General features: G+C 72.8%; 17 protein-coding genes. 9 read left to right on the top strand and 8 right to left on the bottom strand.

The window, feature by feature from the left end; all coding sequences use genetic code 11:
- Positions 1-3 precede the first annotated feature (3 nt).
- The 6 genes from BN940_RS19925 to BN940_RS13085 all read left to right on the top strand — a co-directional run bounded on the left by BN940_RS19925 (position 4) and on the right by BN940_RS13085 (position 6048).
- On the top strand, positions 4-1191 hold the full coding sequence (locus tag BN940_RS19925; protein ID WP_052355853.1) for a BON domain-containing protein: 1188 nt from the start codon (positions 4-6) through the stop codon (positions 1189-1191).
- A 19-nt stretch (positions 1192-1210) separates the two neighbouring features.
- Positions 1211-1627, top strand: coding sequence for a PRC-barrel domain-containing protein (locus BN940_RS13105; RefSeq protein WP_043683782.1), 417 nt, complete (start codon positions 1211-1213; stop codon positions 1625-1627).
- Between the two features lie 210 nt (positions 1628-1837).
- Positions 1838-2569, top strand: a complete 732-nt coding sequence (locus BN940_RS13100; RefSeq protein ID WP_043683780.1) for an SDR family oxidoreductase — start codon at positions 1838-1840, stop codon at positions 2567-2569.
- A 71-nt stretch (positions 2570-2640) separates the two neighbouring features.
- On the top strand, positions 2641-4380 hold the full coding sequence (locus BN940_RS13095) for a carbamoyltransferase family protein (RefSeq protein ID WP_052356096.1): 1740 nt from the start codon (positions 2641-2643) through the stop codon (positions 4378-4380).
- Entirely contained in the window at positions 4377-5147 is a 771-nt protein-coding gene (locus BN940_RS13090) for a PIG-L deacetylase family protein (protein ID WP_084330686.1), read from the top strand. The genes BN940_RS13095 and BN940_RS13090 overlap by 4 nt, the downstream gene beginning before the upstream one ends.
- Positions 5140-6048: a glycosyltransferase family 2 protein gene (locus BN940_RS13085; RefSeq protein WP_043683776.1), complete on the top strand. Its 909-nt coding sequence runs from the start codon at positions 5140-5142 to the stop codon at positions 6046-6048. Before BN940_RS13090 ends, BN940_RS13085 begins: the two co-directional genes overlap by 8 nt.
- Here BN940_RS13085 and BN940_RS13080 read toward each other — a convergent pair.
- Positions 6026-7021 carry an SDR family oxidoreductase gene (locus BN940_RS13080; RefSeq protein ID WP_043683774.1) on the bottom strand — a complete coding sequence of 332 codons (996 nt, stop codon included), beginning with the start codon at positions 7019-7021 and terminating at the stop codon, positions 6026-6028. The genes BN940_RS13085 and BN940_RS13080 overlap by 23 nt on opposite strands.
- Positions 7022-7293: 272 nt before the next feature.
- Here BN940_RS13080 and BN940_RS13075 point away from each other — a divergent pair, with 272 nt between their 5' ends.
- A complete protein-coding gene (locus tag BN940_RS13075; RefSeq protein WP_043683772.1) occupies positions 7294-10290 on the top strand; it encodes an ATP-binding protein in 2997 nt (998 codons plus the stop codon).
- A gap of 259 nt (positions 10291-10549) precedes the next feature.
- Positions 10550-11929 carry a sigma-54-dependent transcriptional regulator gene (locus BN940_RS13070; protein ID WP_043683770.1) on the top strand — a complete coding sequence of 460 codons (1380 nt, stop codon included), beginning with the start codon at positions 10550-10552 and terminating at the stop codon, positions 11927-11929.
- A 60-nt stretch (positions 11930-11989) separates the two neighbouring features.
- On the opposite strand, the gene treY is transcribed toward BN940_RS13070, so the two are convergent.
- From treY to BN940_RS13040, 6 genes are all read right to left on the bottom strand, one after another.
- Positions 11990-14560 (bottom strand): malto-oligosyltrehalose synthase, encoded by a 2571-nt coding sequence (treY, locus tag BN940_RS13065; RefSeq protein WP_148304965.1) that lies wholly within the window; start codon positions 14558-14560, stop codon positions 11990-11992.
- A 7-nt stretch (positions 14561-14567) separates the two neighbouring features.
- Complete coding sequence (treZ, locus tag BN940_RS13060; protein WP_052355852.1) at positions 14568-16388, bottom strand: malto-oligosyltrehalose trehalohydrolase; 1821 nt, start codon at positions 16386-16388, stop codon at positions 14568-14570.
- Positions 16385-17443, bottom strand: a complete 1059-nt coding sequence (locus tag BN940_RS13055; protein WP_052355851.1) for a mechanosensitive ion channel family protein — start codon at positions 17441-17443, stop codon at positions 16385-16387. Before BN940_RS13055 ends, treZ begins: the two co-directional genes overlap by 4 nt.
- A gap of 1 nt (position 17444) precedes the next feature.
- Positions 17445-17969 carry a DUF421 domain-containing protein gene (locus BN940_RS13050; protein WP_043683764.1) on the bottom strand — a complete coding sequence of 175 codons (525 nt, stop codon included), beginning with the start codon at positions 17967-17969 and terminating at the stop codon, positions 17445-17447.
- Between the two features lie 97 nt (positions 17970-18066).
- On the bottom strand, positions 18067-18570 hold the full coding sequence (locus BN940_RS13045) for a CinA family protein (protein ID WP_043683761.1): 504 nt from the start codon (positions 18568-18570) through the stop codon (positions 18067-18069).
- A complete protein-coding gene (locus BN940_RS13040; protein WP_043683758.1) occupies positions 18567-19334 on the bottom strand; it encodes an alpha/beta hydrolase family protein in 768 nt (255 codons plus the stop codon). The genes BN940_RS13045 and BN940_RS13040 overlap by 4 nt, the downstream gene beginning before the upstream one ends.
- A gap of 250 nt (positions 19335-19584) precedes the next feature.
- On the opposite strand from BN940_RS13040, the gene BN940_RS13035 reads away from it, so the two are divergent.
- Positions 19585-21660, top strand: a complete 2076-nt coding sequence (locus BN940_RS13035; protein ID WP_052355850.1) for a hypothetical protein — start codon at positions 19585-19587, stop codon at positions 21658-21660.
- Positions 21661-21761: 101 nt separating this feature from the next.
- On the opposite strand, the gene BN940_RS13030 is transcribed toward BN940_RS13035, so the two are convergent.
- Complete coding sequence (locus tag BN940_RS13030) at positions 21762-22496, bottom strand: endonuclease/exonuclease/phosphatase family protein (protein WP_043683755.1); 735 nt, start codon at positions 22494-22496, stop codon at positions 21762-21764.
- Between the last annotated feature and the right edge of the window lie 260 nt (positions 22497-22756).

Below are 22756 nucleotides of genomic sequence, written 5' to 3'. Positions count from 1 at the left end.
GATATGCAACGGGATGATCAATATCGGGACCGGTGGACGCAGGAAGGTGGCCAGAGGTACGGCGGGCAGCGCGAGGACTATAGCGGCCCGCGCGAAGGCTTCGGCGACGACTACGGCCAGCGGCGTTCGCAGCGCGATGCGTGGGGCGACGAGGGCCGCGGCGGCCGCTCCGACCTGCAGTCGCGGGGCGACTACTGGGAGCAGGACGATTATTCGCGTGATCGCGGCCCGTCCCATCACCGGCGCGGGCAGTACGGCTACGGCCAGTCCAACCCGCAGGGGGCGCAGTACGAGCAGGGCGGCCGCTACCCCGGCACGCGGCCGTACGGCGACCGGCAATGGCTGGGCCGGGACGAGGAATACGGCCAGGGACGTCGCGGCCGCTCGGGCGGCGGCTGGGACCTGGAAGGCGGCCAGAGCTACGGCATGAGCAGCGAAGACCGCATGCCCTACGACTACGGCCGGCGCGAGCAGGGGCGCGGCCAGCAGGGCGGCGAATACGGCGGCTATGGCCGCGGCGGCGGTGAATACGGTGGTTATGGCCGGAGCGGCGAATACGGCGGCTACGGCCGCGGCGGCGAGCATGGCGGCTATGGCGGGCAGGGCGGCTACGGCGGCGGCCGCGGCCGGTACGGTCAGGGAAGCCAGGGAAGCGAGTACGGCGACTACGGCCAGAGCAGCTATGGGCAGGGCAGCGAATTCGGCGGCTACGGCCAGTCCCGCGGTTCCGGCCGGGGCGGCGAGTACGGCGGCTACGGCGGTTCCGGCCAGGGCGGGATGCATCGGCATTCCGGACACCAGCAGCGCATGGACCCCAAGGGCTACACGCGTTCCGACGAGCGCGTGCGCGAGCACGTTTGCGAGCATCTGAGCGAAAGCGGCCTGGACGTGCGCGACGTGGAAGTCAACGTCAAGGACGGCCAGGTCACGCTGCAGGGCCACGTGCCCGACCGGCATACCAAGCATGCCGTCGAGGACTGCGCCGATCAATGCGTCGGGGTCAAGGACGTGGAGAACCGGCTCAAGGTGAGCGCGGACGAGGGCCGGGGACGCTCGGGCGGCACGGGATCTTCCGGCGGCTCGGCTGCGTCGGGCGGTTCGGGTTCGTCCAGCGGCGCGGGATCTTCCGGCGGTTCGGGGACTTCCGCCGGCGCCGGCTCGGGCCGCCAGGCGCCGGGCCAGCATACTTGATGAATCGAGGAGGACATCCATGGTGCAGACGACACAACAGGCGGCCGGCGCGCGCATCGTCGGCGGCCCCAAGGCCGACTTCAAGGGACCGGGTCCCGAGCTGATGGCGGCCGATACGCTGCAAGGCAACGAAGTCTACAACCCGCAGGGCGAAACGCTCGGTTCCATCGAGGACATCATGCTGGACGTGCCCCATGGCCGGATCGCCTATGCCGTGCTGTCGCGCGGCGGCGTGCTGGGCATCGGCGACAAGCTGTATGCCATTCCGTGGCACGCGCTGGTGCTGGACACCGACCGCAAGTGCTTCGTGCTGGACGTCAGCGCCGAGCGCCTGAGCCAGGCTGACGGCTTCGACAAGGACGACTGGCCGTCCATGGCCGACGAGGCCTGGGCCCGGCGGGTCCATGACTTCTACGACCAGCCGCCGTACTGGTAGGCGCGGCCGGTGGCAGGCGCGGCCGGCACTCTCCCCGGCCTCGTCCCGCCCCGCGGCCGCGCAGAGCGGCCGCGGGAGCGGTCGCCGCCCGGCTTTTCTTCCGACCGGTTTTTCTTCCGACAGATTTCCCATCCGACAGATTTCCCATCCGACAGATTTCCCATCCGGCCGATTTCCCATCCGACCGACTATCCATCAGGAGTTCTTTGCATGCAGGATGATTCCATTCCCCTGGCCGACCGCGTCGTGCTCGTGACGGGCGCCGGCAGCGGCCTGGGCGCGGCCCTGTGCGCGCGGCTGGGCGCGGCGCAGGCGCACGTCGCCGCGCTGGACCTCAACGAGCGCCGCGTCCGCGAAGTGGCCGAGGACCTGTGCGCCGACGGCGCCGACGTCCGGGCCTTCGTCGCCGACGTGGGCGCGGCCGCCGAGGTGCGCCGCGCCCTGGACCAGGTGCTGGAGCGGCATGGCCGGCTGGACGCCGTCATCAACTGCGCCGCCATCGACGTGACCGCGCCCATCGATCAGATCGACGAGGACACCTGGGAACGGGTGCTGCGCACCAACCTGACGGGGCCCTTCGTGGTGTCCCGGCAGGCGTGCCGGTCGCTGCGGGCGGGCGGCCACATCGTCAACGTCGCCTCGACGGCGGCGCGCCGCGCCTGGCCGAACGCCTGCGCCTATCACGCCAGCAAATGGGGCCTGATGGGGCTGACGCAGGCCCTGCACGCGGAACTGCGCCCGACCGGGATCAAGGTCAGCGCCGTCATCGCCGGCGGCATGCGCACGCCCTTCCTGCTGGAGCGCTTTTCCGACATCGACGTGAGCACGCTGCAGGACCCGGACCGGGTGGCCCGGGCGATCTGCTGCGTGCTGACCCAGCCGGACGACAGCGTCATTCCGGAAATCATGGTGCTGCCCATGAAGGAGACGTCCTGGCCGTGAAGGCGGCCGGGACGCGGACGAGGAAGGGACATGCGGACGAGGGAACGAGGCGGAAACGGGAGGGAATGAACATGTACACCCTGGGCATCAATGCGGCATTCCACGATTGCTCGGCCGCGCTCGTGTGCGACGGCCGGGTCGTGGCGGCCGCCGAGGAAGAGCGCTTCACGGGCATCAAGCACGGCAAGCGGCCGGTGCCGTTCACGGCGTGGCAGCTGCCGTTCCATGCGATCGATTACTGCCTGCGCGAAGCCGGCATCGTGCTGGGCGACGTGCACCGCATCGCCTACGCCTTCGATCCGGCCCTGCTGGACCAGGGTTCGGTCACCCCGGAGGGCGACATCCGCCTGCCGCTGGAGCCCTCGCTGCGCGGCGCGCCCCGGGACGGCCATTCGCCGTGGGACCCGCTCTTCCTGTGCTACGTGCTCAACGCGCCGCGGCAGCTGGCCGCCGCCGCGCCGCTGCACCTGGCCGCGCGGTTCCAGGGCGCCACCGTGGAAGCCATCCAGGAACGCTGGGTCTTCCTGGACCACCACCTGTGCCACGAGGCCAGCGCCTACCTGGCCTCGCCGTTCCAGTCTCCCGCCGTGCTGACGATGGACGGGCGCGGCGAGGGCGTCACCACCAGCTACGGGCACTTTTCCGCGGGCGAGTACTCCCGCCTCAAGCAGATCTCGATGCCGCATTCGCTGGGCCTGCTGTACGAGGAAGCGACGCGCTACCTGGGCTTTCTGCACGCCAGCGACGAGTACAAGGTGATGGCCCTGGCCTCGTACGGCCGGCCGGCGTTCCGCTCGGTGTTCCGCGACATCCTGCGCCTGGACGACAACGGCGGATTCGCGCTCCAGCCGGCCCGGCTGGCCGAGCGCCTGGGGCCGCCGCGCCGGCGCGGCGAGCCGCTGGAGCAGCGCCACATGGACATCGCCAGTTCGCTGCAGTCCGTGCTCGAGGAAACCGTCCTGCACATGGCGCAATGGCTGTGGCGGCGGACGGGCGCGGCGGAGCTGTGCATGGCCGGCGGCGTGGCGCTGAACTGCGTGATGAACTCGCGCGTGGCGCGCGACGGCCCCTTCGAGCGGGTCTGGGTGCAGCCCGCCGCCGGCGATGCGGGGACCGCCCTGGGCGCGGCGCTGTACGTCGACTACCAGGTGCGTGCGGACGGCCGCCGCTGGGTCATGGAAGACGCCTATCTGGGCCCGGCCTACGGCGACGAGGAGATCCGCCGCACGCTGGAGCGGGCCCACCTGCAATACCGCCGCGAGGACGACATCGCCTCCGCCGCCGCGCGCCTGCTGGCGCAGAACAAGGTGGTGGCCTGGTTCCAGGGACGCATGGAATTCGGTCCGCGCGCGCTGGGCAGCCGCTCGATCCTGGCCTCGCCGCTCGATCCGCAGATGCAGTCGCGCCTCAACGGCCTGAAGGACCGCGAGGACTTCAGGCCGGTCGCGCCCGTCGTGATCGAGGAGCGGGCGCATGAATGGTTCGATGCGATGGGCCGCGCCGAGCTGCGTTCGCCGTTCATGCTGTTCGTCTACGACGTCCTGCCGCAGTGCGCCGGCCGCATCGCCGCGGTGCGCCACATCGATGGCACCGCCCGCGTGCAGACCGTGCGGCGCGAGCAGAATCCGCGCTATTACGACGTGCTGCGCGCGTTCGAGGCGCGCTGCGGAGTGCCGGTGCTGGTCAACACCTCCTTCAATACGCGCGGCAGGCCGGTGGTCTGCACGCCCCGGGATGCGCTGGAGGCGTTCTATACCTCGCCCCTGGACGCCCTGGCGATCGGCAGCTTCCTCGTGGAGAAGCCGCAATGAGCCCGGGCCCGCCGGACGTCCCGCGGCCGCATGCGGCGCGCCGGCCCGCGCCGCAGCCCGAGGCGCCGCACGTAGTCCGCCGCGACCTGCCCGAGGGCGGCATCCTGGTCATTTCCCCCCATTTCGACGACGCGGTGCTGGGGTGCGGCGCCTTCCTGGCCGGCCGGCCGGGCAGCATCGTCATGACGGTGTGCGCCGGCCTGCCGCCGGAGGACATGCCGCTGCCCGACTGGGACCGCCGCTGCGGCTTTCCCAGCGCCCGCGCCGCCGTGCTGGCGCGCATCGAGGAAAACCGGCACGCCATGGCGCAGCTGCGCGCGGACGAGATCCGGCTGGACCTGCTCGACAGCCAGTACGGGGGATGCTGCGACGGGCTGGGGCCGCGCCTGGCGCGGGAACTGGCGCGGATCCGCCCGCGGCTGGTGCTGCTGCCGCTGGGCCTGTTCCACGACGATCACGTGCGGGTCAGCGACGCCGCCCTGATGGCCTGGCGCGTCCTGGGCGACCGCCCCCTGTGGGTGGCCTACGAGGACGCGCTCTATCGCCGCCGTTCGGGCCTGGTGCAGCAGCGGCTGGCCGCCCTGCGCGCCCGGGGGATCCGCGCCACGCCCTGGCTGACCGTGCCGGCCGACCTGCCCGTCAAGCGCCGCGCCGTGGCGGCCTACGCCAGCCAGCTCGGCCCCCTCGGCCTGACGCCGGGGCGGGGCGACGACGCGCTGCCGGAGCATTACTGGCGGCTCAGCCTCGAAGGGCAGGCCGATGGCTGAGCGCGCGCCGTCCAGGCTGAGCCTGGTCGTCCTGACCCACAACCGCCGCGACGAGGTGCTGCGCACCCTCGGCCGCCTGGGGGCGGCCGCCCCCGAGGTGCCGCTGGTGGTGGTGGACAATGCCAGTACCGACGACACGGTGCGCGAGATCCGGCGGCGCTTTCCGCGCGCCCATCTGGTCTGCGCGCCCGCTAACCTGGGGGCGGCGGGCCGCAACCTGGGCGTGCGCGCGGTGTCGAGCGAATACGTGGCCTTCTGCGACGACGACGTGTGCTGGCTGCCCGGCGCCCTGGCGCGCGCCCAGGACCTGCTGGACCGCCATCCGGACGTCGCCGTGCTGAGCGCGCGCGTCCTGGTGGGGGCGTCAGGGGCCGTCGACCCGGCCTGCACGCTGATGGCCGCCAGTCCGCTGGACGGAGAGCCGGATGTCGGCCCGGCCCTGGTCGGGTTTCTGGCGGGAGCCTGCGTCTTTCGTACATCGGCCTTCCGCCAGGCGGGGGGCTACTGGCCGGCCCTGTTCATCGGCTGCGAGGAATCGCTGCTGGCGCTCGACCTGCTGGAGCGGGGCTGGCGCATCCTGTATGCCCCCCAGATCGAGGCGCGGCACTGGCCCTCGGCCCGCCGCGATGCCTCCGGCCGCCGCCGGCTGCTGGCGCGCAATGCCCTGCTGGTGGCGTGGATGCGCCTGCCGTGGAGCGCCGTGCTGAGCGGCGCCTGGAACGTCCTGGCGGGGCTGCCGGACTGGCGCGCGCGCTGGCTCGCGCTGCGCGACGCCGTCCGGCATGGCCGCGCCACGGGGGCGTGCCGCCGGCCGGTCGGCCCCGGCGTGGCCCGCCAGCTGGCCCGGGTCAGGCTGGCGCAGCGCCGCCCGGCCCCGGTCAGTCGCCCGCCGTCCCGGTGACCGGCAGCACGATGCCGGTGATGTAGCTCGAGCAGCTCGGCGCCGCCAGGAAGACGTAGGCGGGCGACAGCTCCTCGGGCTGGGCCGGGCGCCCGTACTGGGTCTTGCGGCCGAAGTCCGCGACCTTGCCGGCGGGGCTGTCGGCCGGGTTTAGGGGCGTCCAGACCGGGCCGGGCGCCACCGCGTTCACGCGGATGCCGCGCTCGACCAGATTGGCCGCCAGCGAGCGCGTGAAGGCGTGGATGGCGCCCTTGGTGGCCGAATAGTCCAGCAGCCGGGGACTGCCGCGCAAGGCGGTCACGGAACCCGTGTTGATGATGCAGCCGCCTTCGGGCAGGTGGCGCAGGGCGGCGCGGGCCATGCGGAAATAGCCGCCGATGTTGGTGTCGATGGTCTCGCGGATGCGCTCGTCGGTCAGGCCGTCCAGCGAGTCGGCGTGCTCCTGGAAGGCGGCGTTGTTCACCAGGATGTCCAGGCGGCCGAATTCCTCGAAGGTTTTCGCCACCGCTTCCTCGCAGAAGCGGGTGTCGCGGACGTCGCCGCTGATCGTCAGGCAGCGCGCGCCTTCGGCCAGCACGGCCCGGCGGGTGTGGTCCGCGTCCTCGTGCTCGTTCAGGTAGACCACCGCGACGTCGGCGCCTTCGCGCGCGTACAGGACGGCGACCGCCCGGCCGATGCCCGAATCCCCGCCGGTGATGAGGGCCGTCCGGCCTTCCAGCTTGCCGCTGCCGCGATAGTCCGGCGCGTCGTAGCGGGGCGCCGGATTCAGGCGCGATTCGTCGCCGGGCTTCTCCTGGTGCTGGGCCGGCAGCGGCGGCTCGGGTTCCGCGTGCGTGCCGGGCTGGGCGGGAGCGCGCGGGTTCGAGCCGCCCTGCGCCTGCTTGCGCGCGTCGCGTTCGTCCTGTTCGCGTTGCAGTGTCCGCTGGCGCTGGGCCGCGGCGTCGGCATCCTTGCCGGAAGTGGGGTCGCTCATGCCGGATCTCCTTGTGATGAGGCGCGCTCGCGGATGCGCGCGTGAGCCGGCGTTCCAGCAAGGCCCGTGCCGGAAGGATCGCCTCGCGGGGCTCCCCCGCCCGCGCTGCGCAGGGGGCTTCGCATGGGGCTTCGTATGTGTTTACACATTGGTTCACATTGCAACAGCCCGGGGAATCGAACGCGCGCATGATGCCGCAAACCCGGCCGTTCACCAGGGGGGGCAATCGAGGGTCCGTTCCGACAGCCGACGCCTCGCAGAGAGGAGACGCCATGCTGACGCGGTCCCATTCGCGGGGCAAGCCGTGGTCCGACACCTGGGCGCGGCTGGAAGACGAAAGCATCATGCTGCAGCGCATTGCCGCCGGGCAGTCCCTGGCGGACGTGCTGGCCTACATGCTGAGCACGGTCGAGGCGCAGTCCAGCGTACCCTTGTGGACCTCCATCCATCTCCTCGACGAGGCAGGCTGGCTGCGCCTGGGCGCTGCGCCGCGCCTGCCGGCCGAGTGCCGGGCCGCGCTCGACAGCGTTCCCGTGGGGCCGCATGCCGCGGGCTGGGGCCTGGCCGCCTGCAGCGGGGAACCCGTCTACGTCGAAGACATCGCGGCGCACCCGGACTGGGCGGCGTGGCGCGATCCCCTGCTCGCCTTCGGCCTGCGCGCCTGCTGGGCCTCGCCGATCCGGCACGTGGGCGGACGCCTGCTGGGGGTGTTCTCCAATTACTATCGCCAGCCCCGCCTGCCGACGGAGCACGATGTCGAGGCCATCGCCCTGGTCGCGCGGACCGCGGCGCTGGCGATCGAGCGCCAGCGCACCGAGCAGGCGCTGCGGGAAGGCGCCCGCCGCTGGCGCAGCATGTTCGAGGGCATGCGGGAAGGATTTTTCATGGCCGAGGCGGTGCGCGACGAGGCGGGCGCGTGCCGGGAACTACGCTTGCTGGAGGCCAATCCCGCCTTCGAGCTGCAATGCGGCCTTCCCCCCGGCACCTGCGTGGGCCGGACCTTGAGGGAGGTGCTGCGGCGCGCTCCGGCGGGACTGCTGGACCGGTTCACGGAAGTCCTCGCCTCCGGCGAGCATGCGCAGATCGAATACTGCGTGGAGGGACCGATACCGGCCTGGTACGAAGTACATTTGCGGCGGGAGGGCACGGACCGCGTGATGGCGATGCAGCTGGACGTGTCGGCGCGCAAGCGGGCCGAGAAGAATCTGCTGGAAGAGCAGCGGCGCAAGAATTTCCAGCTGACGCTGGGCGACCGGCTGCGGCACATCGAGCTGCCCGCGCGCATCGAATCGACGGTGTGCGAGGCACTGGGCCGGCATTTCGAGCTGAGCGAAGTCTGCCTGCTGAGCCCGGAGCCCCACGAGGACGGCATCCGCGTGCTGGCGAGCTGGTCGCCCAGCGGCGTGCCGGCGCCCCTGTCGCGCGCGGTCCGGCTGGCGCTGCGCAAGGCCATCCTGCGCGAGCGCAGCGTGTTCCTGTCCCGCGTGGCGGACGTGGAGGAGAACGGCCTGGTCGTGCCGCTGGGCCGCTGGGGCCGGCCCGGCCAGGGCCTGGTGCTGCGTTCGGCGCAGACCTTCCGGCCGCAGCTGGCGGACCTGACCTGCATCGAGGAAGTCGCCGAACGCCTGTGCGACGCGACCGAACGCGCGGCGCATCCGCTGCAATTGCAGGAGCGCGTCGAGCAGACCATCGCCGAGCGCGACCGCATCTGGCGCCTGTCGCCGGAAATCCTGGCCATCATGGACGAGGCCGGCTGCTTCCTGAACGTCAGCCCCGCCGTGCGCGCGATCCTGGGCTGGACGCCGGAGCAGTTCCTGGCGCGCGGCTTCCTGACCCTGCTGCATCCGGACGACCGCCGCATGACGCGCCTGTTCCTGGCCCAGGCCGCCCAGAGCGGGAGTTCCGGCCTGCGTCCGCTGGAGAACCGCCTGCGCAGGCGCGACGGCGGCTACAGCTGCATCACCTGGACGGCCTCCTTCGCCCAGGGGCTGCTGTATCTGGCGGGCCGGGACGACACGCAGGCGAAAGCCCAGGCCGAGGCGCTGAGCGAGGCCGAGACCGCCCTGCGCCAGGCGCAGAAGCTGGAGGCGGTCGGCCGCCTGACGGGCGGCATCGCGCACGATTTCAACAACATCCTGCAGGGCATCTCCGGCGCCCTGTACCTGGTCGAGCGCCACCTGCGCCGCGGCGACGTGGCCGCCATCCCGCGCTACGTCGGCATGGCGACCGACGCCTGCGAGCGCGCGGGCCAGCTGACCCAGCGCCTGCTGGCCTTCTCGCGGCCGCAGCCGGTCAATCCCCGCGTCTGCGACGTCGCCGGCGCCTTGCGGTCCATGCTGGAACTGTTCCGCCGCTACACCGGGGAGCGCGTCGTCCTGGACATGGAGTTCGACGAGGGGCTGTGGCCCGTGCGCTGCGACGTCAGCCAGTTCGAGAACGTGGTGCTCAACCTGGTCATCAATGCCTGCGACGCCATGCCGGAAGGCGGCGGCATCACGCTGCGCGTACGCAACGTCCGGCTCGACGGGCTGCGCCTGCGCCGCTTCCCCCGGCTGCTGTCGGGCGAGTTCGTGGAGGTGGCCGTGGCCGACACCGGCGGCGGCATGACGCCGGAAGTCCTGGCGCGCACCTTCGAGCCCTTCTTCACGACCAAGCCGGTGGGCGCGGGCACCGGCCTGGGCCTGTCCACCTGCTACCGTTTCGCGCAGCAGGCGGGCGGCGCGGTGGACATCGAGAGCACGGTCGGCGAGGGCACGGTGGTGCGCATCTGGCTGCCGCGCCATTCCGAGGACCGCAGCGGAGAGCCGGCGCCGGCGGCTGCGCCCGCGGCCGTGTCCGAACCCGCGGCGGACGAGCGGCAGGTGCCGCCGCAGGCGGTCGTGCTGCTGGTGGAGGACAACGAGTCCGTCCGCGAGATGATGACCGAGGCGATCGCCGGGCTGGGGGCGACCGTGCTGTGCGCCGCCGACGGGGTCGAGGGCGTACGCGTCCTGGAGCGGGCCGGGCGGGTGGACCTGCTGATCACCGACGTGGGGCTGCCCGGCATGGACGGCCGCGCGCTCGCGGAGCGCGCGCGCGAGGGCCGCCCCGGCCTGCCGGTGCTCTTCATGACCGGACACCTCGAAGCGGCGTCGAAGGACGCGGCGGGAGCGGCTCCGGGCATGGAATTGATCGTCAAGCCGTTCACCCTGGACGTGCTGGCGGCCCGCGTGCGCGCCATGCTGCTCGCGGGGGCGGACGGCGCCGGGCGGGAGCCGCCGGCGCCGTGACGGGAATCCCGCGCCGGCCGCCGGCGCGGGGAAGGGCGGCGCGGGAAAAGACGCCGCGCATCCGCACACAGTCTTTTTCCAGACTGCGTGCAAATGCTAACAAACGAAAATGTTCGCGCGGAATCGCCGACAGTCCAGGCCGGATGAGGCATAGTAGATGTCCTCCCCGCAGCTTATGTTTGGCACCTGGGCCGATCGATAACGAAACCGGGAGTAACGGCCACTCGGGTGTCCAATCTCTTCTTGATCAGGACATGCCATGCCACATCTGCTCATTCTCGATGACGATGATCTGGTGCGCGAGATGCTTGTCGAGCTGGGCCGCGAGTGCGGCTACACCGTCGCTCAGGCAGCGTGCGTGAAGGACGCCTTGATCCAGCTGGACATGCGTCCCCCCGATCTGGTGCTGGCCGATCTGTGCGTGCCGGGGGGCGACGGGATGGAGGTATGCCGCAACGCGGCGGCCGTCGGCAGCGAAGTGGTGATCATCACCGGCCACGGCAACATGGACAACGCGGTGCAGGCGCTGCGCCTGGGGGTCAGAGACTATCTCGTCAAGCCGGTCTGCATGGACCGGCTGCGCACCCTGATGAGCCGCGTGGCGGGCACCCGCGGCAAGCCGCCCCGGCCCCGCGCGTCGGGCGAGCAGGGGCATTTCGGCTGCATGTTCGGCGAATCCGAGGCCATGCAGGACGTCTATCGGCAGATTTCGCGCGTCGCCCCCAGCGCCATGACCGTGTTCGTGGTGGGCGAGAGCGGCACGGGCAAGGAGCTGGTGGCGCAGGCCATCCACCAGAGCAGTCCGCGGGGCGGCAAGCCCTTCGTGGCGGTCAATTGCGGCGCCATCGCGCCCAGTCTGATCGAGAACGAGATGTTCGGCCACGAGCGCGGCAGCTACACCGGGGCCGACCGGCAGCACAAGGGCTATTTCGAGCGCGCCGACGGCGGCACGCTGTTCCTCGACGAGATCACCGAGATGTCCTTCGACCTGCAGGTCAAGCTGCTGCGGGTACTGGAGACCGGCCGCTTCATGCGCGTGGGCACGCACCAGGAGATCGCCTGCGACGTGCGGGTGGTGGCGGCGACCAACCGTTCGCCCGAGGAGGCGGTGCGCGAGGGCAAGCTGCGCGAAGACCTGTATTACCGGCTGGCGGTGTTTCCGCTGGTCCTGCCGCCGCTGCGCCAGCGGGGGGACGACGTCATCCTGCTCGCCAACCGCTTCCTGGACGAGCTCAACGCCGATGGCGGGACGAACAACCGGTTCAGCGACGCGGCGATCGAGCGGCTGCGGCGGCACGACTGGCCGGGCAATGTCCGCGAACTGCGCAATGCGGTGCGCCGCTCCTACATCATGGCCGAGGGCGACGAGCTCGACGCCCTGCTCGTGCCCTCGGCGATGCGGGAAGACGACGAGGAAGAGGCCGCCGGCAGCGTCACCCTGCGGGTGGGCGAGACCCTGGCCGAGGCGGACCGGCGCCTGATCCTGGCGACGCTGTCGTGCTGCGGCGGCGTCAAGAAGCAGACCGCCGCGATCCTGGGCGTCAGCCCCAAGACGCTCTACAACCGCCTCGAAGCCTATGCGGCGGCGGGCTACGAGGTGCCGGACCTGCACGGCGATACCAGCTGCGCGGAGACCTGATCCGCGGGGAGGCCCGGGCGCAGCCTCCGCCTCCGCCTTCGCGGCCGGGGATCCCCGGGCCTAGGGTGCGGAAGCCCCGGCCGCCCTGACGCACAGCGCCACCGGCCAGCGCCGCAGCAGCGCGGCGAGCGGCAGACGGCCGTCGGACCCGGCCTCCGCGGCGCCTGCGCCCAGGACGTCCTTCCAGCCGCCGGCGCCCGCGGGCGGCAGCACCAGGGCCGTGCCCTCCCAGTAGCGGCAGGCCTCGGCCGCCTCGCCCCGGGCGTAGCCCGCCAGCGGCAGGGCGCACAGGCGCGGCGCCACGACGAGCGCCCAGTCGTCCCCCCCGCCGCGCAGGAAGGCCACCACGTGCCGCGCCCGCGGCCCTTCGGCGGCCACGGGGACGTAGCCCGAACCGGCGCAGAACAGCCGGGGATGGGCGGCGCGCAGGGCCAGCGCGGTCTGGATCAGGTATTGCTTGACGCGGCCGCCGCGCCAGTCGGCCGGCGTCGGCGCGTGGGGTGGCGGACCGGCCAGCAGCCGATCCAGCCGGCGATGATCGACCGGGCGGCGGTTGTCCGGATCGACCAGGCTTTCGTCCCAGGTTTCCGTGCCCTGGTAGAGGTCGGGGATGCCGGGCGCCGTGTTGCGCAGCAGGGCCTGCGCCAGGCCGTTGATCCATCCGGGCGCCGCGAGCGGGGCCACGAAGGCGGCCAGGGTCTTGAGCGGCCGCGGGTCTTCCGCGTCCGGGTCGAGGGCGTCCAGACAGGCCTGCGCGTCGGCTTCGTAGGCGGCATCGGGATCGGTCCACGAGCTGCGCAGCCCGGCCTCGCGCAGCGCCTTGCGCTGCCATTGCGCCACGCGCGCCAGCCAGGCGCGCACGGCCCGGGGATCCAGGCGCGTCGCGTCGGCCGGCCAGGCCGAGGGCCAGGATCCGACCAGGGTCTGCAACAGCATGTACCGGTCCGTGGGGACGAGCCGGTTGCGGGGCGGCAGCTCCAGCCAGCGCAGGGCGAAGCGCGTCCAGGGGCCGGGCATTTCCGTCAGCGCCGCCAGGCGCGCGCGGACGTCCTCGCCGCGCTTGTGGTCGTGCGTGGCGGTGGCCAGCATCGCCAGGGGCCAGTCGCGCGCCCGGCGCAGGTTGCGCCGATGGAACGCCGCTCCGTCCAGCGAGAAGCGCCGCGGCGAGGCGCCCACTTCGTTGCGCGAGAGCAGCGGTCCGTAGCGGTAGAAGAGCGTGTCCTCCAGCGACTTGGCGGCCAGCGGCGGCGTCAGCTGCTGCAGGCGCCGCAGGGCGGGCAGGACCCGCGGGGACGGAGGGGCCAGCCACGCCAGCCACAGGTCCAGCAGGCCGGCGTCTTCCGCCGGCAGCCGGGTCCGCGCGACGCGGCCCGCCTCGGCCCATGCCGCGCGGTCGGCCTCCGAGGGGCCGCCGTCCTCGGCGTAGCTGCGATAGACCGGAAAGCCGGCCAGCCAGGTGCGCAGCAGGCGCCGCCAGGCGTCCGTCCCCCAGCGGCGCGCGCGCGGGTCGTGCCGGGCCGCCGCCGCCCAGGCCTGGACGAGGGCGCGGAATTCGCCGGCCATCTGCCGGTCGAGCAGGGAGGCGCGGATGGCGCGCAGCTGGCGGGCGTGGCGGTGCGGCGATCCGCCGCAGGCGCGCCAGAACGCGAGCAGGGGGCGGCGCGCCGCCGGCGCGTGCAGCAGCGCCCCGGCATCGTCCATGAAGTCGTAGCCGGTGGTGCCTTCGATCGGCCAGCGGCGGTCCGGCGTCTCGCCGGGGGCGAGGATCTTTTCCACGACCAGATAGGGATTGCGGTCGGGCGCGGCGGCCTGCAGCGCCGCGCGCAGCCGGCGCAGGTACGCGCCCGGCTCGGCCAGCCCGTCGATGTGGTCGATGCGCAGGCCGTCGAGCAGGCCCTCGCCGTACAGGTCCAGGATCAGCGCGTGGGTGGCCTGGAACACCGCGGGGTCTTCGACGCGCACGCCCACCAGTTCGCTGACCAGGAAGAAGCGCCGCCAGTTGAGCCGGCAGGCGGCGGCGCGCCACCAGGCCAGCCGGTAGTGCTGCCGTTCGAGCAGCGCGTGCAGGCGGGCGCGGCCGGCGTCGCTGGCCGGATCGAAATCCCGCGGATCGGCGTCCCCGTCGCCGCGCGCCAGGGGCAGCGTCTGCCCGCCCGCGAGCACCGCGGCGGCGCCGTGCCCGCGCACCAGCCGGATGTCGCCCGCCGCCAGCGCGTCGCCGTAGGACCGGGGCAGCAGGGGCAGCAGGATGCGCCCCTCGCCGGCGGCCCAGTCGATGTCGAAGACCCGTGCGTGCGCGCTGGCCGCGCCGTGCTCCAGGACGTCGCGCCACCAGGGGTTGCGGGCATCGGCGGCCATGTGGTTGGGCACGATGTCGGCGATCAGGCCCATGCGCCGCGCGGCCGCATCCTCGGCCAGGCGGCGCAGCCCCGCCCGCCCGCCCAGCGCCTCGTCGACGCGGGTGGGGTCGATGACGTCGTAGCCGTGCGTCGAGCCGGGCCGGGCGCGCGTGAGGGGCGAGAGGTAGAGGTGGCTCACGCCCAGGGCCGCGTAATGGTCCAGCACGGCGCGGGCATCGTCGAAGGTGAAGTCCGCGTGCAGCTGCAGGCGGGCCGTGGCGCGCGGGATCATGCCGCCCTCATGCCGCGGACTCCAGGAAGCACAGCAGGCAGTCGGGCGCCAGTTCGCCCAGCCGGAACCGCAGCAGCGCCTCGCAGTCGGTCTCGAAGCGCAGGGCGCCGCCGTCCGGCGCGGCGGCGCGCAGGTCCTGCGGGAGGGGGCAGGCCGCGGATCCTAGGTTGGCGTAGAGCGTCAGGCGGGAGCCGTCGCCCAGGCGCCAGGCCGCCCGCACCGCGGCCGGCCCGAGCGCCTGCGCGCCCAGCGAGCGGGCGCCGCGCAGGCGCGGCGCCAGGCAGCGCGCCCGCAGGTCCAGCAGCCGGGCGTAGTAGCCCATCCACTCGCGTCCCGCGTCGTTGCAGGGCTCGGGCCGGCTGGCGGCGAAGGTGGCCTCGGCGTTCGGGTCCGGCAGTTCGGATCGGGGCGCCGCGTCGTTCATGAGGACCTCGGCGGCTTCCCTGCGACCGCGCCGCACGGCCTCCGCCAGCGCGGGATCCGCATGGCTGGTGAAATAGAGGAAGGGCGTGCGCGAGCCGCATTCCTCGCCCATGAACAGCAGCGGCACCGCGGGGGAGAGCAGCTGCAGGGCGATGGCGGCGCGCAGGCGCGCGGTGCTCGGGCACAGCGCCGTCAGCCGTTCGCCGTGCGCCCGGTTGCCGATCTGGTCGTGGTTCTGCAGGAACGATACGAAGGCCGTGGGCGGCAGGTGCGCGCTGGGCGTGCCGCGCGGCGCGCCTCCCCGGTGGGCCGAGGGCTGGCCCTGGTAGTGCCAGCCTTCGGCCAGGCAGCGCGCCAGGATGGCGGCGGGCTCCTGGCCGTAGTCGCCGTAGTAGCCCTGCCGCTCGCCGGTCAGCAGATGGTGCAGGACGTGGTGCAGATCGTCGTTCCATTGCGCGTCGTAGCCGGCTTCCAGCAGGCCGGCGCGATTGGCGTCGTCCTCGACCACGAGGTGCACGCGGCGGCCCGGCAGCCGCTCGCGCAGCCGGCGCGGCAGGGCGCGCAGCCAGTCCTCGTCGAAGATGGCGTGCACGGCGTCCAGGCGCAGGCCGTCGATGCGGAATTCGTCCAGCCAGCGGTGGGCGCAGTCCTCGAAGAACCGCCGCACGGCGGGCTGGCCGAAGTCGATCGCGGCGCCCCAGGGCGTCGTGACATCGGTGCGGAAGAACGAGGGCGCGTAGCGGGGCAGGTAGTTGCCGTCCGGGCCGAAGTGGTTGCAGACGAGATCCAGCATGACGCCGATGTCCAGGCTGTGGGCGCAATCGACGAAGCGCTTGAGGTCCTCGGGCGAGCCGTAGCTGCGGTCGGGCGCGTAGGGCAGCACGCCGTCGTAGCCCCAGTTGCGCGCGCCGGGGAAGTCGGCGATGGGCATCAGTTCGATCAGGTTGACGCCCAGGGCCACCAGGTCCGGCAGGCGCCGGCACAGGCCCGCGTAGCCGCCGCACAGGCCGGCGTGCACTTCCTGGATGACCGACTCCTCCCAGGGGCGCGGCCGCCAGTCCGGGTGGCGCCAGGGGTAGGGCGCCGGATCGGCCACGATGCTGGGATCGCGGATGTCGCCGTTCTGCAGCCGGGAGGCCGGATCGGGCATCGCCGTGCCGTCGGCCAGGCGGTAGCGGTAGCGCGTGCCCGGCGGGCAGCCGGCGACCCGGATCTCGACGTAGCCCTCGGCATCGGGGACGGCGGGCAGCGGCGGCCGGCCCTCCACTTCCAGGGTCATCCCGGCCGGCGCCTGCGGCGCCCAGAGGCGGAACAGCGTCGCGCCGTCCGGCTGGGCGAATGCGCCCCAGGGCCGCGCCGCGGTGGCGCCGTGCGGGGCGGCGTCCATGCGCAGGGCGGCGCTCATGAGGCCGGCCGCGCAAGAGGATCCCGCCGCAGCCGGACGGTGCGTTCCATCGGCGTCAGGACGATGCCGCGCGCCTCCAGCGCCTTCAGGATGCCCAGGTTGATCGCCTGCTGGATGTCCATGTACTGGTTGTAGTCGGCGCTCAGGACGTAGTAGACCGCTTCCAGTTCCAGGGCCCAGTCGCCCAGGCGGGCGATGTGCGCCCGGTCGTGGCGGGTATCGGGCTGCGCCATGATCTGCGCCTGGACGTCGCCGGGCAGCGCGGCCAGCGTGTCGGCCGGCACGCCGTAGGGCAGGTGCAGCGTGAAGACCACGCGGCGCTGCTCCATCCGCTTGTAGTTCTGGATCGTCTGCTTGAGCAGTTCCGTGTTGGAACAGACGATCTGCTCGCCGCCCAGGCTGCGGATGCGGGTGGTCTTCAGGCCGATGTGCTCGATGCTGCCCGCCACCGAGCCGAACACGATGAAATCGCCCGGCTCGAAGGGCTTGTCCAGGCCGATGGCGATCGAGGCGAACAGGTCGCTCAGGATGGTCTGCACCGCCAGGGCGACCGCCACGCCGCCGATGCCCAGGCTGGCCACCAGCGTGGTGATGTTGACCCCGAGATTGTCCAGCACCGCGAGCATCGCCACGATCCAGATGACGGTGCGCAGCAGGTAGGACAGCAGCAGGGTGGTGACGGGGCTGGCCCGCGTGCCGGCCTTGGCGATGGACAGGAACGACAGGCAGGCGGCATCCAGCCAGAGCGCCGCCTGGACGGCCACCAGGGCGAACCAGACGTGCGCGTCCAGCCAGCGCCACCAGGGCAGGAGGGCGCCGGTGGCGTGCGCGGCGATCAGCAGCGCGAGCAGCGCGAGAATCAGGCGGTTGCTGCGCGCCAGGATCGCCAGCAGCGACCTGAAATAGGCGCGGTGGGGCGTTTCGGCGTGGGCGCGCCGCTGCAGCGCGTTGAGCAGGGTCGCCAGGCCGAGGTAGATCAGGGCGGCCAGGATCAGGGCGCCGAACCAGGCGCCCCAGATGTCGCCGTAGCGGGCGGAAAGCTCGGCCAGGACCATGTCAGCGGCCTTTCGCCGCGGCGCCGGCGCCGTGCGCGCGCAGCACGCTGATGTTGCCGTCGGCCTCGATGTAGGCCCGCCGCACCAGGGCCAGGCGGTCGATGCCCTGCAGCCGCAGTTCGCTCATCAGCTCTTCCTCGGTGATGGCCTCGCGGCGCAGGTTGCGGCGCATGAGGGTGCCGTCGCGCACCAGGCAGATGTGGTCGATGGCCAGCGCCCGCGACAGGGCGGGGATGCTGTAGACCGCGCGGTCGATGAGCACGGTCCAGCCGACGATGGTGGCGACCAGCAGCATGCCGTCGATCACGGAGACGTAGTCCCCCGCCATGCCGTTCTGCGCGGCGTCGGCGATCAGCACCAGCACCAGCATGTCGGCCACGCCCAGCGAGCCGATGTCGCGCCGCCCGGCGATCCGCAGCAGGACGAAGATGAACCAGTACATCAGGCTGCCCCGGATCACGGTTTCCAGCGGCGGGACTGAGAAGGCGAGCATTTCCGACCAGTCGGGGCTTGTGAGCAGGTGCATGGCGCGTCCTTCGGGCGAACGGGGATGCCCGGGGCGGAGCAAGCGCCGTGCCCGCGCGGCCGGCATCGTTCCGGCCGGCGCCGTGGGCCGCGGCGGCTCAGGCGCCGCCCTTCACCCACAACGCGTGATAGCGGGGGATGCGCGCGATGGCGTAGTTCGCTGCGAGGCTGCGCACTTCGTTGCGCGTGCCGGGAAAGCGGCAGGTCTCGACGAAGATCCGCGGGGTGGGGCTGCCCGCTTCGCCGCGCAGCAGCCAGGCGTAGCATTGCGTGCCGGCCGGCACGCCGGCGCCGCCGCCGTCGGCCACGCCGGTGTTGGCCACGATCACCCCGGCCCGCGCGCGCTCGGCGGCCCCCATCGCCATGGCGCGGGCCACGGCCGTGCTGGTCAGGTTGTGCCGCTGCAGCACCTCGGGCGCGACGCCCAGGCAATGGAGCTTGGCCTGCGGCGAATACACCACGAACGCGCACTCCAGCAATTGCCCGGCGCCCGGCACTTCCGCGAGCAGCGAGGCGATGAGGCCCGCCGTGCAGGACTCGGCGGTGGCCAGGGTCAGGCGCTGCAGGCCCATGTAGCGGGCGACGTCCTCGACCCGGCTCATGGGCGTTCTCCGCCGGGGACGGGCGCGCCGGCCAGGCGGGCTCCCGTGACCATCTCGGTGATCCAGTTCACCAGCAGCGCGGTGTAGGCCCGCTGCGCCTTCTTGTCGGTCAGGGCATGGTCGGCGCCGTCGACGATCCGGTGGGTCAGGGAATGGGCGCGGCGGAAGGCCGAGCGGTAGCTCATGATGGTGGAGTGGGGGATGAAGTCGTCGCGTTCCGATTCGACGATCAGCACGTCGCCCGGGAAGCTGGCGCAGGCGGTCAGCGCGCGGTTGCCCTCCGGGGCCACGTGGGTGCTGCGGTAGGTGCGCAGCACGTCGCGGTTGAGCTGGTCCTTGGGCATGAACCATTCATCGTCGCGGTACAGGGCCGGTACGTGCAGCCCCAGCCAGCGCACCTTGCGCAGGCCGGTCAGGATGGCGGCCAGGTAGGCGCCGTAGCTGCTGCCGACGACGGCGATCTCGCCGCTGTCGAGCGCCGGATGCGCGGCGAGGGTGTCGTAGGCCGCCATCACGTCGCGCAGATTGTCCTCGCGGGAGACCTGGGAGCGCCGCGTCTCGGTGGCGGCATGTCCGCGCAGGTCGAAGGTCAGGCAGATGCAGCCCAGGGCGGCGATGCCGCGCGCCCGATTCAGGTCGAAGTCCTGATGGCCGCCCCAGCCGTGGATGAAGAGTACGCCCGGCACCTTGCTGCGGGGCGTCAGGAACGTGCCCTCGATGGCGTCCTCGGCCACCTGGATCCGTACCGTGTCGCTTTGAGCCATGCATTCCTCCATTCCGGCGCCCGCGGCGCCCGGGCGCCGCCCGGGGAGGCGGCGGCGCGCCTGGGCGAGCAAGCGACATGCCCGGTTCTGCGCGGGTACGCGCGGGTCCGGGCGCGGGTTCAGGGGGTTCAGGGATTCGGGCGGGTTCGTGTCCGCGTGTCCGGGGGCGCCGGGCGGCTGCCGGTTGCCCGGGTACGCGGCTTGCTCCTGCCGCCGGCGTCTCACCACAGCAGGAACGCACAGGAACGTCATGATGCAGTCTCTCATCGATCGCGCCGCGCGCGAGGCCGGCCCGGCGCCGCATCCCCGGCTCGCGCCGCTGTATTCCTCCGCCTCGCGGCTGGCGCCCGCGCTGAACCGCTTGCGCATGGTCCTGCCGCAGGACCTGCACGAGCACCTGACCGAGCGCATGCGGCGGCTCGACGGCGCGCACTGGAGCGCGCGCTTCTGGCGCGGCGATGCCAGCCTGTGGAGCGGCGGGGACGAGGCCGGATGGCTGGGCTGGACCGACCCGGCGCGGCTGGCGGCGGTGGCGCACCGCTGGCTAGGCCTGTGCGCGCGCCTGCGCAGCCGGGGGCGCACCGATGCCGTGCTGCTGGGCATGGGCGGCGCCAGCCTGGGCGCCCAGGTGCTGGCCAGCGTCCTCGCCCCGGCGCAGGGCGGGCTGCGCCTGCACGTCCTGGATTCGACCAATCCGGAGCAGGTGCGCTCGCTGCAGGCGCGGGTGCCGGTCGCGCATTGCCTGTACCTTGTCGCCAGCAAGTCCGGCGGGACGCTGGAGTCCACCTTGCTGGCGCAGCACTTCGAGGATCACGTGGCCCGGGTCGAAGGGCGGCAGCGGGTCGGACAGCGCTTCTGCGCCATCACCGATCCCGGCACCCCGCTGCACGCGCGCGCGGAGGCCGGCGGCTATGCCGCCGTGTTCCTCGGCGATCCGCGCATCGGCGGACGCTATTCGGTCCTGTCGCCTTTCGGCATGGTGCCGCTGGCGCTCATGGGCCACGATCCCATCGCCTTCCTGCGCGAAGCGGGCACCATGCGCGACTTCTGCGGCCCGCGCGCGCACGGCCACGCCAACGTCGGCCTGCGCCTGGGCGCCCTGCTGGGCGAGGCGGCCCTGATGGGGCGCGACAAGATCACGTTCTGGGCCGACGAGGAACTGGCGCCGCTGGCCGAGTGGCTGGAGCAGCTGCTGGCGGAGTCCACCGGCAAGCAGGGGCGGGGCCTGGTGCCGGTGTGCGGCGAGCCCCCCGGCCCGCCCTGCCGGTACGGCTCCGACCGCCTCTTCGTCGTGCTGCAGGGGCCGGGATCGCCGGCGCGGGGAGACGAGCGGACCCGCCTGGGCCGGGAACTGGCGCGCGCGGGCCATCCGGTGGTCCACGTGCGCATCGCAACGCCCTATGCGCTCGCGCAGGAGTTCTATCGCTGGCAGTACGCCACCGCGGTGGCCGGCCACGTGCTCGGCGTCAATCCCTTCGACCAGCCCGACGTCGAGGCCTCCAAGCAGCGCACCCGCGGCCTGCTGGCGCAGGGAGCGGAGCCTGCGGACCGGCCCGCCGGGCAGCGCTGGGGCAGTCTGCTGCTGGATGTGGGCGCAAGCGAAGCCGGTGCGGGTGGTGCTGGCGCGGACGATGTCCGTGCGAGCGAGCCCGCCGTGAGCGATGTGGGCGCGACCGATGGCGGTGCGACCGATGGCGGTGCGGGCGATGGCGGTGCGGGCGATGTCGGCACCCGTGATGCCGCCGCGCGCGATGCCGGCGCGCGCGGCGCCGCGGACTCGCCGGCCGGTCCCGAGCAGGCGCTGGCGCAGTGGCTGCGCCGCGGCCCGGGCGGCTACCATGCCTTGCTGTTCTACCTGCCGCGCACCGCCGGGACGCAGGCGTGGCTGTCCCGCTGGCAGCAGAAGCTGCGCGATGCCGGCGGCGGGGCGGTGACGGCGGCCTTCGGCCCCCGCTACCTGCATTCCTGCGGCCAGCTCCACAAAGGCGGGCCGGCGTGCGGCGCTTATCTGTTCGTGCGCATGGCGGCGTGGGCCGACGGCACGGACGGCGCACCGGAGCCGCTGGCCGCCTGCCACGCGGCGCAGGCCGAGGCGGATCTGCGCGAACTGCGGGCGCGCGGCCGGGCGTGCGTCTCCGTGCGGTTCGGCGCAAGCCTGGAACAGGGTCTGCAGGACCTCTCGCGCCTGCTGGAAGGCGCCCTTGCGCAGGCGGCCGGCCTGGGCGGCCCGGATGGCCCCGACCGGCCGGGAAGCGCCGCGCGGGCGGCCCCGGCTTCCCTTCCCCGGGGAGCGCGCGGCCGCGCGGAGGCCGGCGCCCTCGCGTGAACCGTCGGCGGGACGTTCACCGGCCGGGAACGTTCACAGGCCGGGAACGTTCACCGGCCGGCAAGGCACACGGATGTTCATAGGCCGGAACCGCGCACGGATCACAGATCGAACTCGGCGACCAGCGGCACGTGGTCCGAGAGGCGCGCCCAGATGCGCGAGGCGCGCGCCCCCGGCGAGGAGCGGCGCACGCCGCGCACATAGATGCGGTCCAGGCGCAGCAGCGGCCAGAAGGCGGGGAAGCTGCGCGCCGGGCGGCCGAAATGCCGGGTATGGACTTCCTGCAGTCCACAGTCCGCCAGCAGGGCATTGGCGCGCTGGCGCCAGTCGTTGAAATCCCCGGCCACCAGCAGCGGCTCCCCGGCCGGGATCTGGCGGGTGACCAGTTCGCACAGGCGCTGCAATTGCTGGAGCCGGTGGCTTTCGCGCAGCCCCAGGTGGACGCAGACGGCATGCAGCGGCCGGGGCATCTGGGGCGGCTGCAGCACGCAATGCAGCAGGCCGCGCGGTTCGGGACCGGCGATGCTGACGTCGTGGTTGACGGCCGAGACGATCGGATAGCGGGACAGGACCGCGTTGCCGTGATGGCCCGCGGGATAGACCGCGTTGCGTCCGTAGGCATATTCGGGCCACACGGTGTCCGCCAGGTACTCGTACTGCGACAGCGTGGGCCAGTCGGGCCGGCTGCTGGCATGGCCCGAGTGGGCGCCGATCACCTCCTGCAGGAAGACGATGTCGGGCGCGGCCTGGAGCAGCGCCGCGCGCAGGTCCTGCAGGATGAAGCGGCGGTTGAAGCTCGAAAATCCCTTGTGGGCGTTGACCGTGAGCAGCATCATGGGCGGCCCGTCGTTCCTCTCCCGGCGCCGGAGTGCGCCGCCGCGCCGCCGTTTTCGTCGTTCCCGCCGATTTCGCCGTTTCCGTCGTTTCCGCCGTTTTCGCTCGCTTTCATGGCTTTCCTCGATTCATGTTTCTCCTCGACGCATGGCTTTCCCCGATTCATGGCTTTCCTCGCTGCCGGTGCGCCCACGGCGGGCCCGGCGCCCGCCGCCCCTGCGCAGCAAGTACTTTGCCCGGCCCGCGCGGCCGGCCCGGGCAT

The sequence above is a fragment of the Castellaniella defragrans 65Phen genome (assembly GCF_000612685.1).
Classification (GTDB): Bacteria; Pseudomonadota; Gammaproteobacteria; order Burkholderiales; family Burkholderiaceae_B; genus Castellaniella; species Castellaniella defragrans.
The sequence above is the reverse complement of the archived record's forward strand: the minus strand, read 5'-3'. Positions and strand labels throughout refer to the sequence as shown.

Bases quoted from the DNA above. Each gene is read 5' to 3' on its own strand.
- BN940_RS19925 (WP_052355853.1), top strand. From the start codon at position 4: ATGCAACGGGATGATCAATATCGGGACCGGTGGACGCAGGAAGGTGGC.
- BN940_RS13105 (WP_043683782.1), top strand. From the start codon at position 1,211: ATGGTGCAGACGACACAACAGGCGGCCGGCGCGCGCATCGTCGGCGGC.
- BN940_RS13100 (WP_043683780.1), top strand. From the start codon at position 1,838: ATGCAGGATGATTCCATTCCCCTGGCCGACCGCGTCGTGCTCGTGACG.
- BN940_RS13095 (WP_052356096.1), top strand. From the start codon at position 2,641: ATGTACACCCTGGGCATCAATGCGGCATTCCACGATTGCTCGGCCGCG.
- BN940_RS13090 (WP_084330686.1), top strand. From the start codon at position 4,377: ATGAGCCCGGGCCCGCCGGACGTCCCGCGGCCGCATGCGGCGCGCCGG.
- BN940_RS13085 (WP_043683776.1), top strand. From the start codon at position 5,140: ATGGCTGAGCGCGCGCCGTCCAGGCTGAGCCTGGTCGTCCTGACCCAC.
- BN940_RS13080 (WP_043683774.1), bottom strand. From the start codon at position 7,021: ATGAGCGACCCCACTTCCGGCAAGGATGCCGACGCCGCGGCCCAGCGC.
- BN940_RS13075 (WP_043683772.1), top strand. From the start codon at position 7,294: ATGCTGACGCGGTCCCATTCGCGGGGCAAGCCGTGGTCCGACACCTGG.
- BN940_RS13070 (WP_043683770.1), top strand. From the start codon at position 10,550: ATGCCACATCTGCTCATTCTCGATGACGATGATCTGGTGCGCGAGATG.
- treY (WP_148304965.1), bottom strand. From the start codon at position 14,560: ATGATCCCGCGCGCCACGGCCCGCCTGCAGCTGCACGCGGACTTCACC.
- treZ (WP_052355852.1), bottom strand. From the start codon at position 16,388: ATGAGCGCCGCCCTGCGCATGGACGCCGCCCCGCACGGCGCCACCGCG.
- BN940_RS13055 (WP_052355851.1), bottom strand. From the start codon at position 17,443: ATGGTCCTGGCCGAGCTTTCCGCCCGCTACGGCGACATCTGGGGCGCC.
- BN940_RS13050 (WP_043683764.1), bottom strand. From the start codon at position 17,969: ATGCACCTGCTCACAAGCCCCGACTGGTCGGAAATGCTCGCCTTCTCA.
- BN940_RS13045 (WP_043683761.1), bottom strand. From the start codon at position 18,570: ATGAGCCGGGTCGAGGACGTCGCCCGCTACATGGGCCTGCAGCGCCTG.
- BN940_RS13040 (WP_043683758.1), bottom strand. From the start codon at position 19,334: ATGGCTCAAAGCGACACGGTACGGATCCAGGTGGCCGAGGACGCCATC.
- BN940_RS13035 (WP_052355850.1), top strand. From the start codon at position 19,585: ATGATGCAGTCTCTCATCGATCGCGCCGCGCGCGAGGCCGGCCCGGCG.
- BN940_RS13030 (WP_043683755.1), bottom strand. From the start codon at position 22,496: ATGATGCTGCTCACGGTCAACGCCCACAAGGGATTTTCGAGCTTCAAC.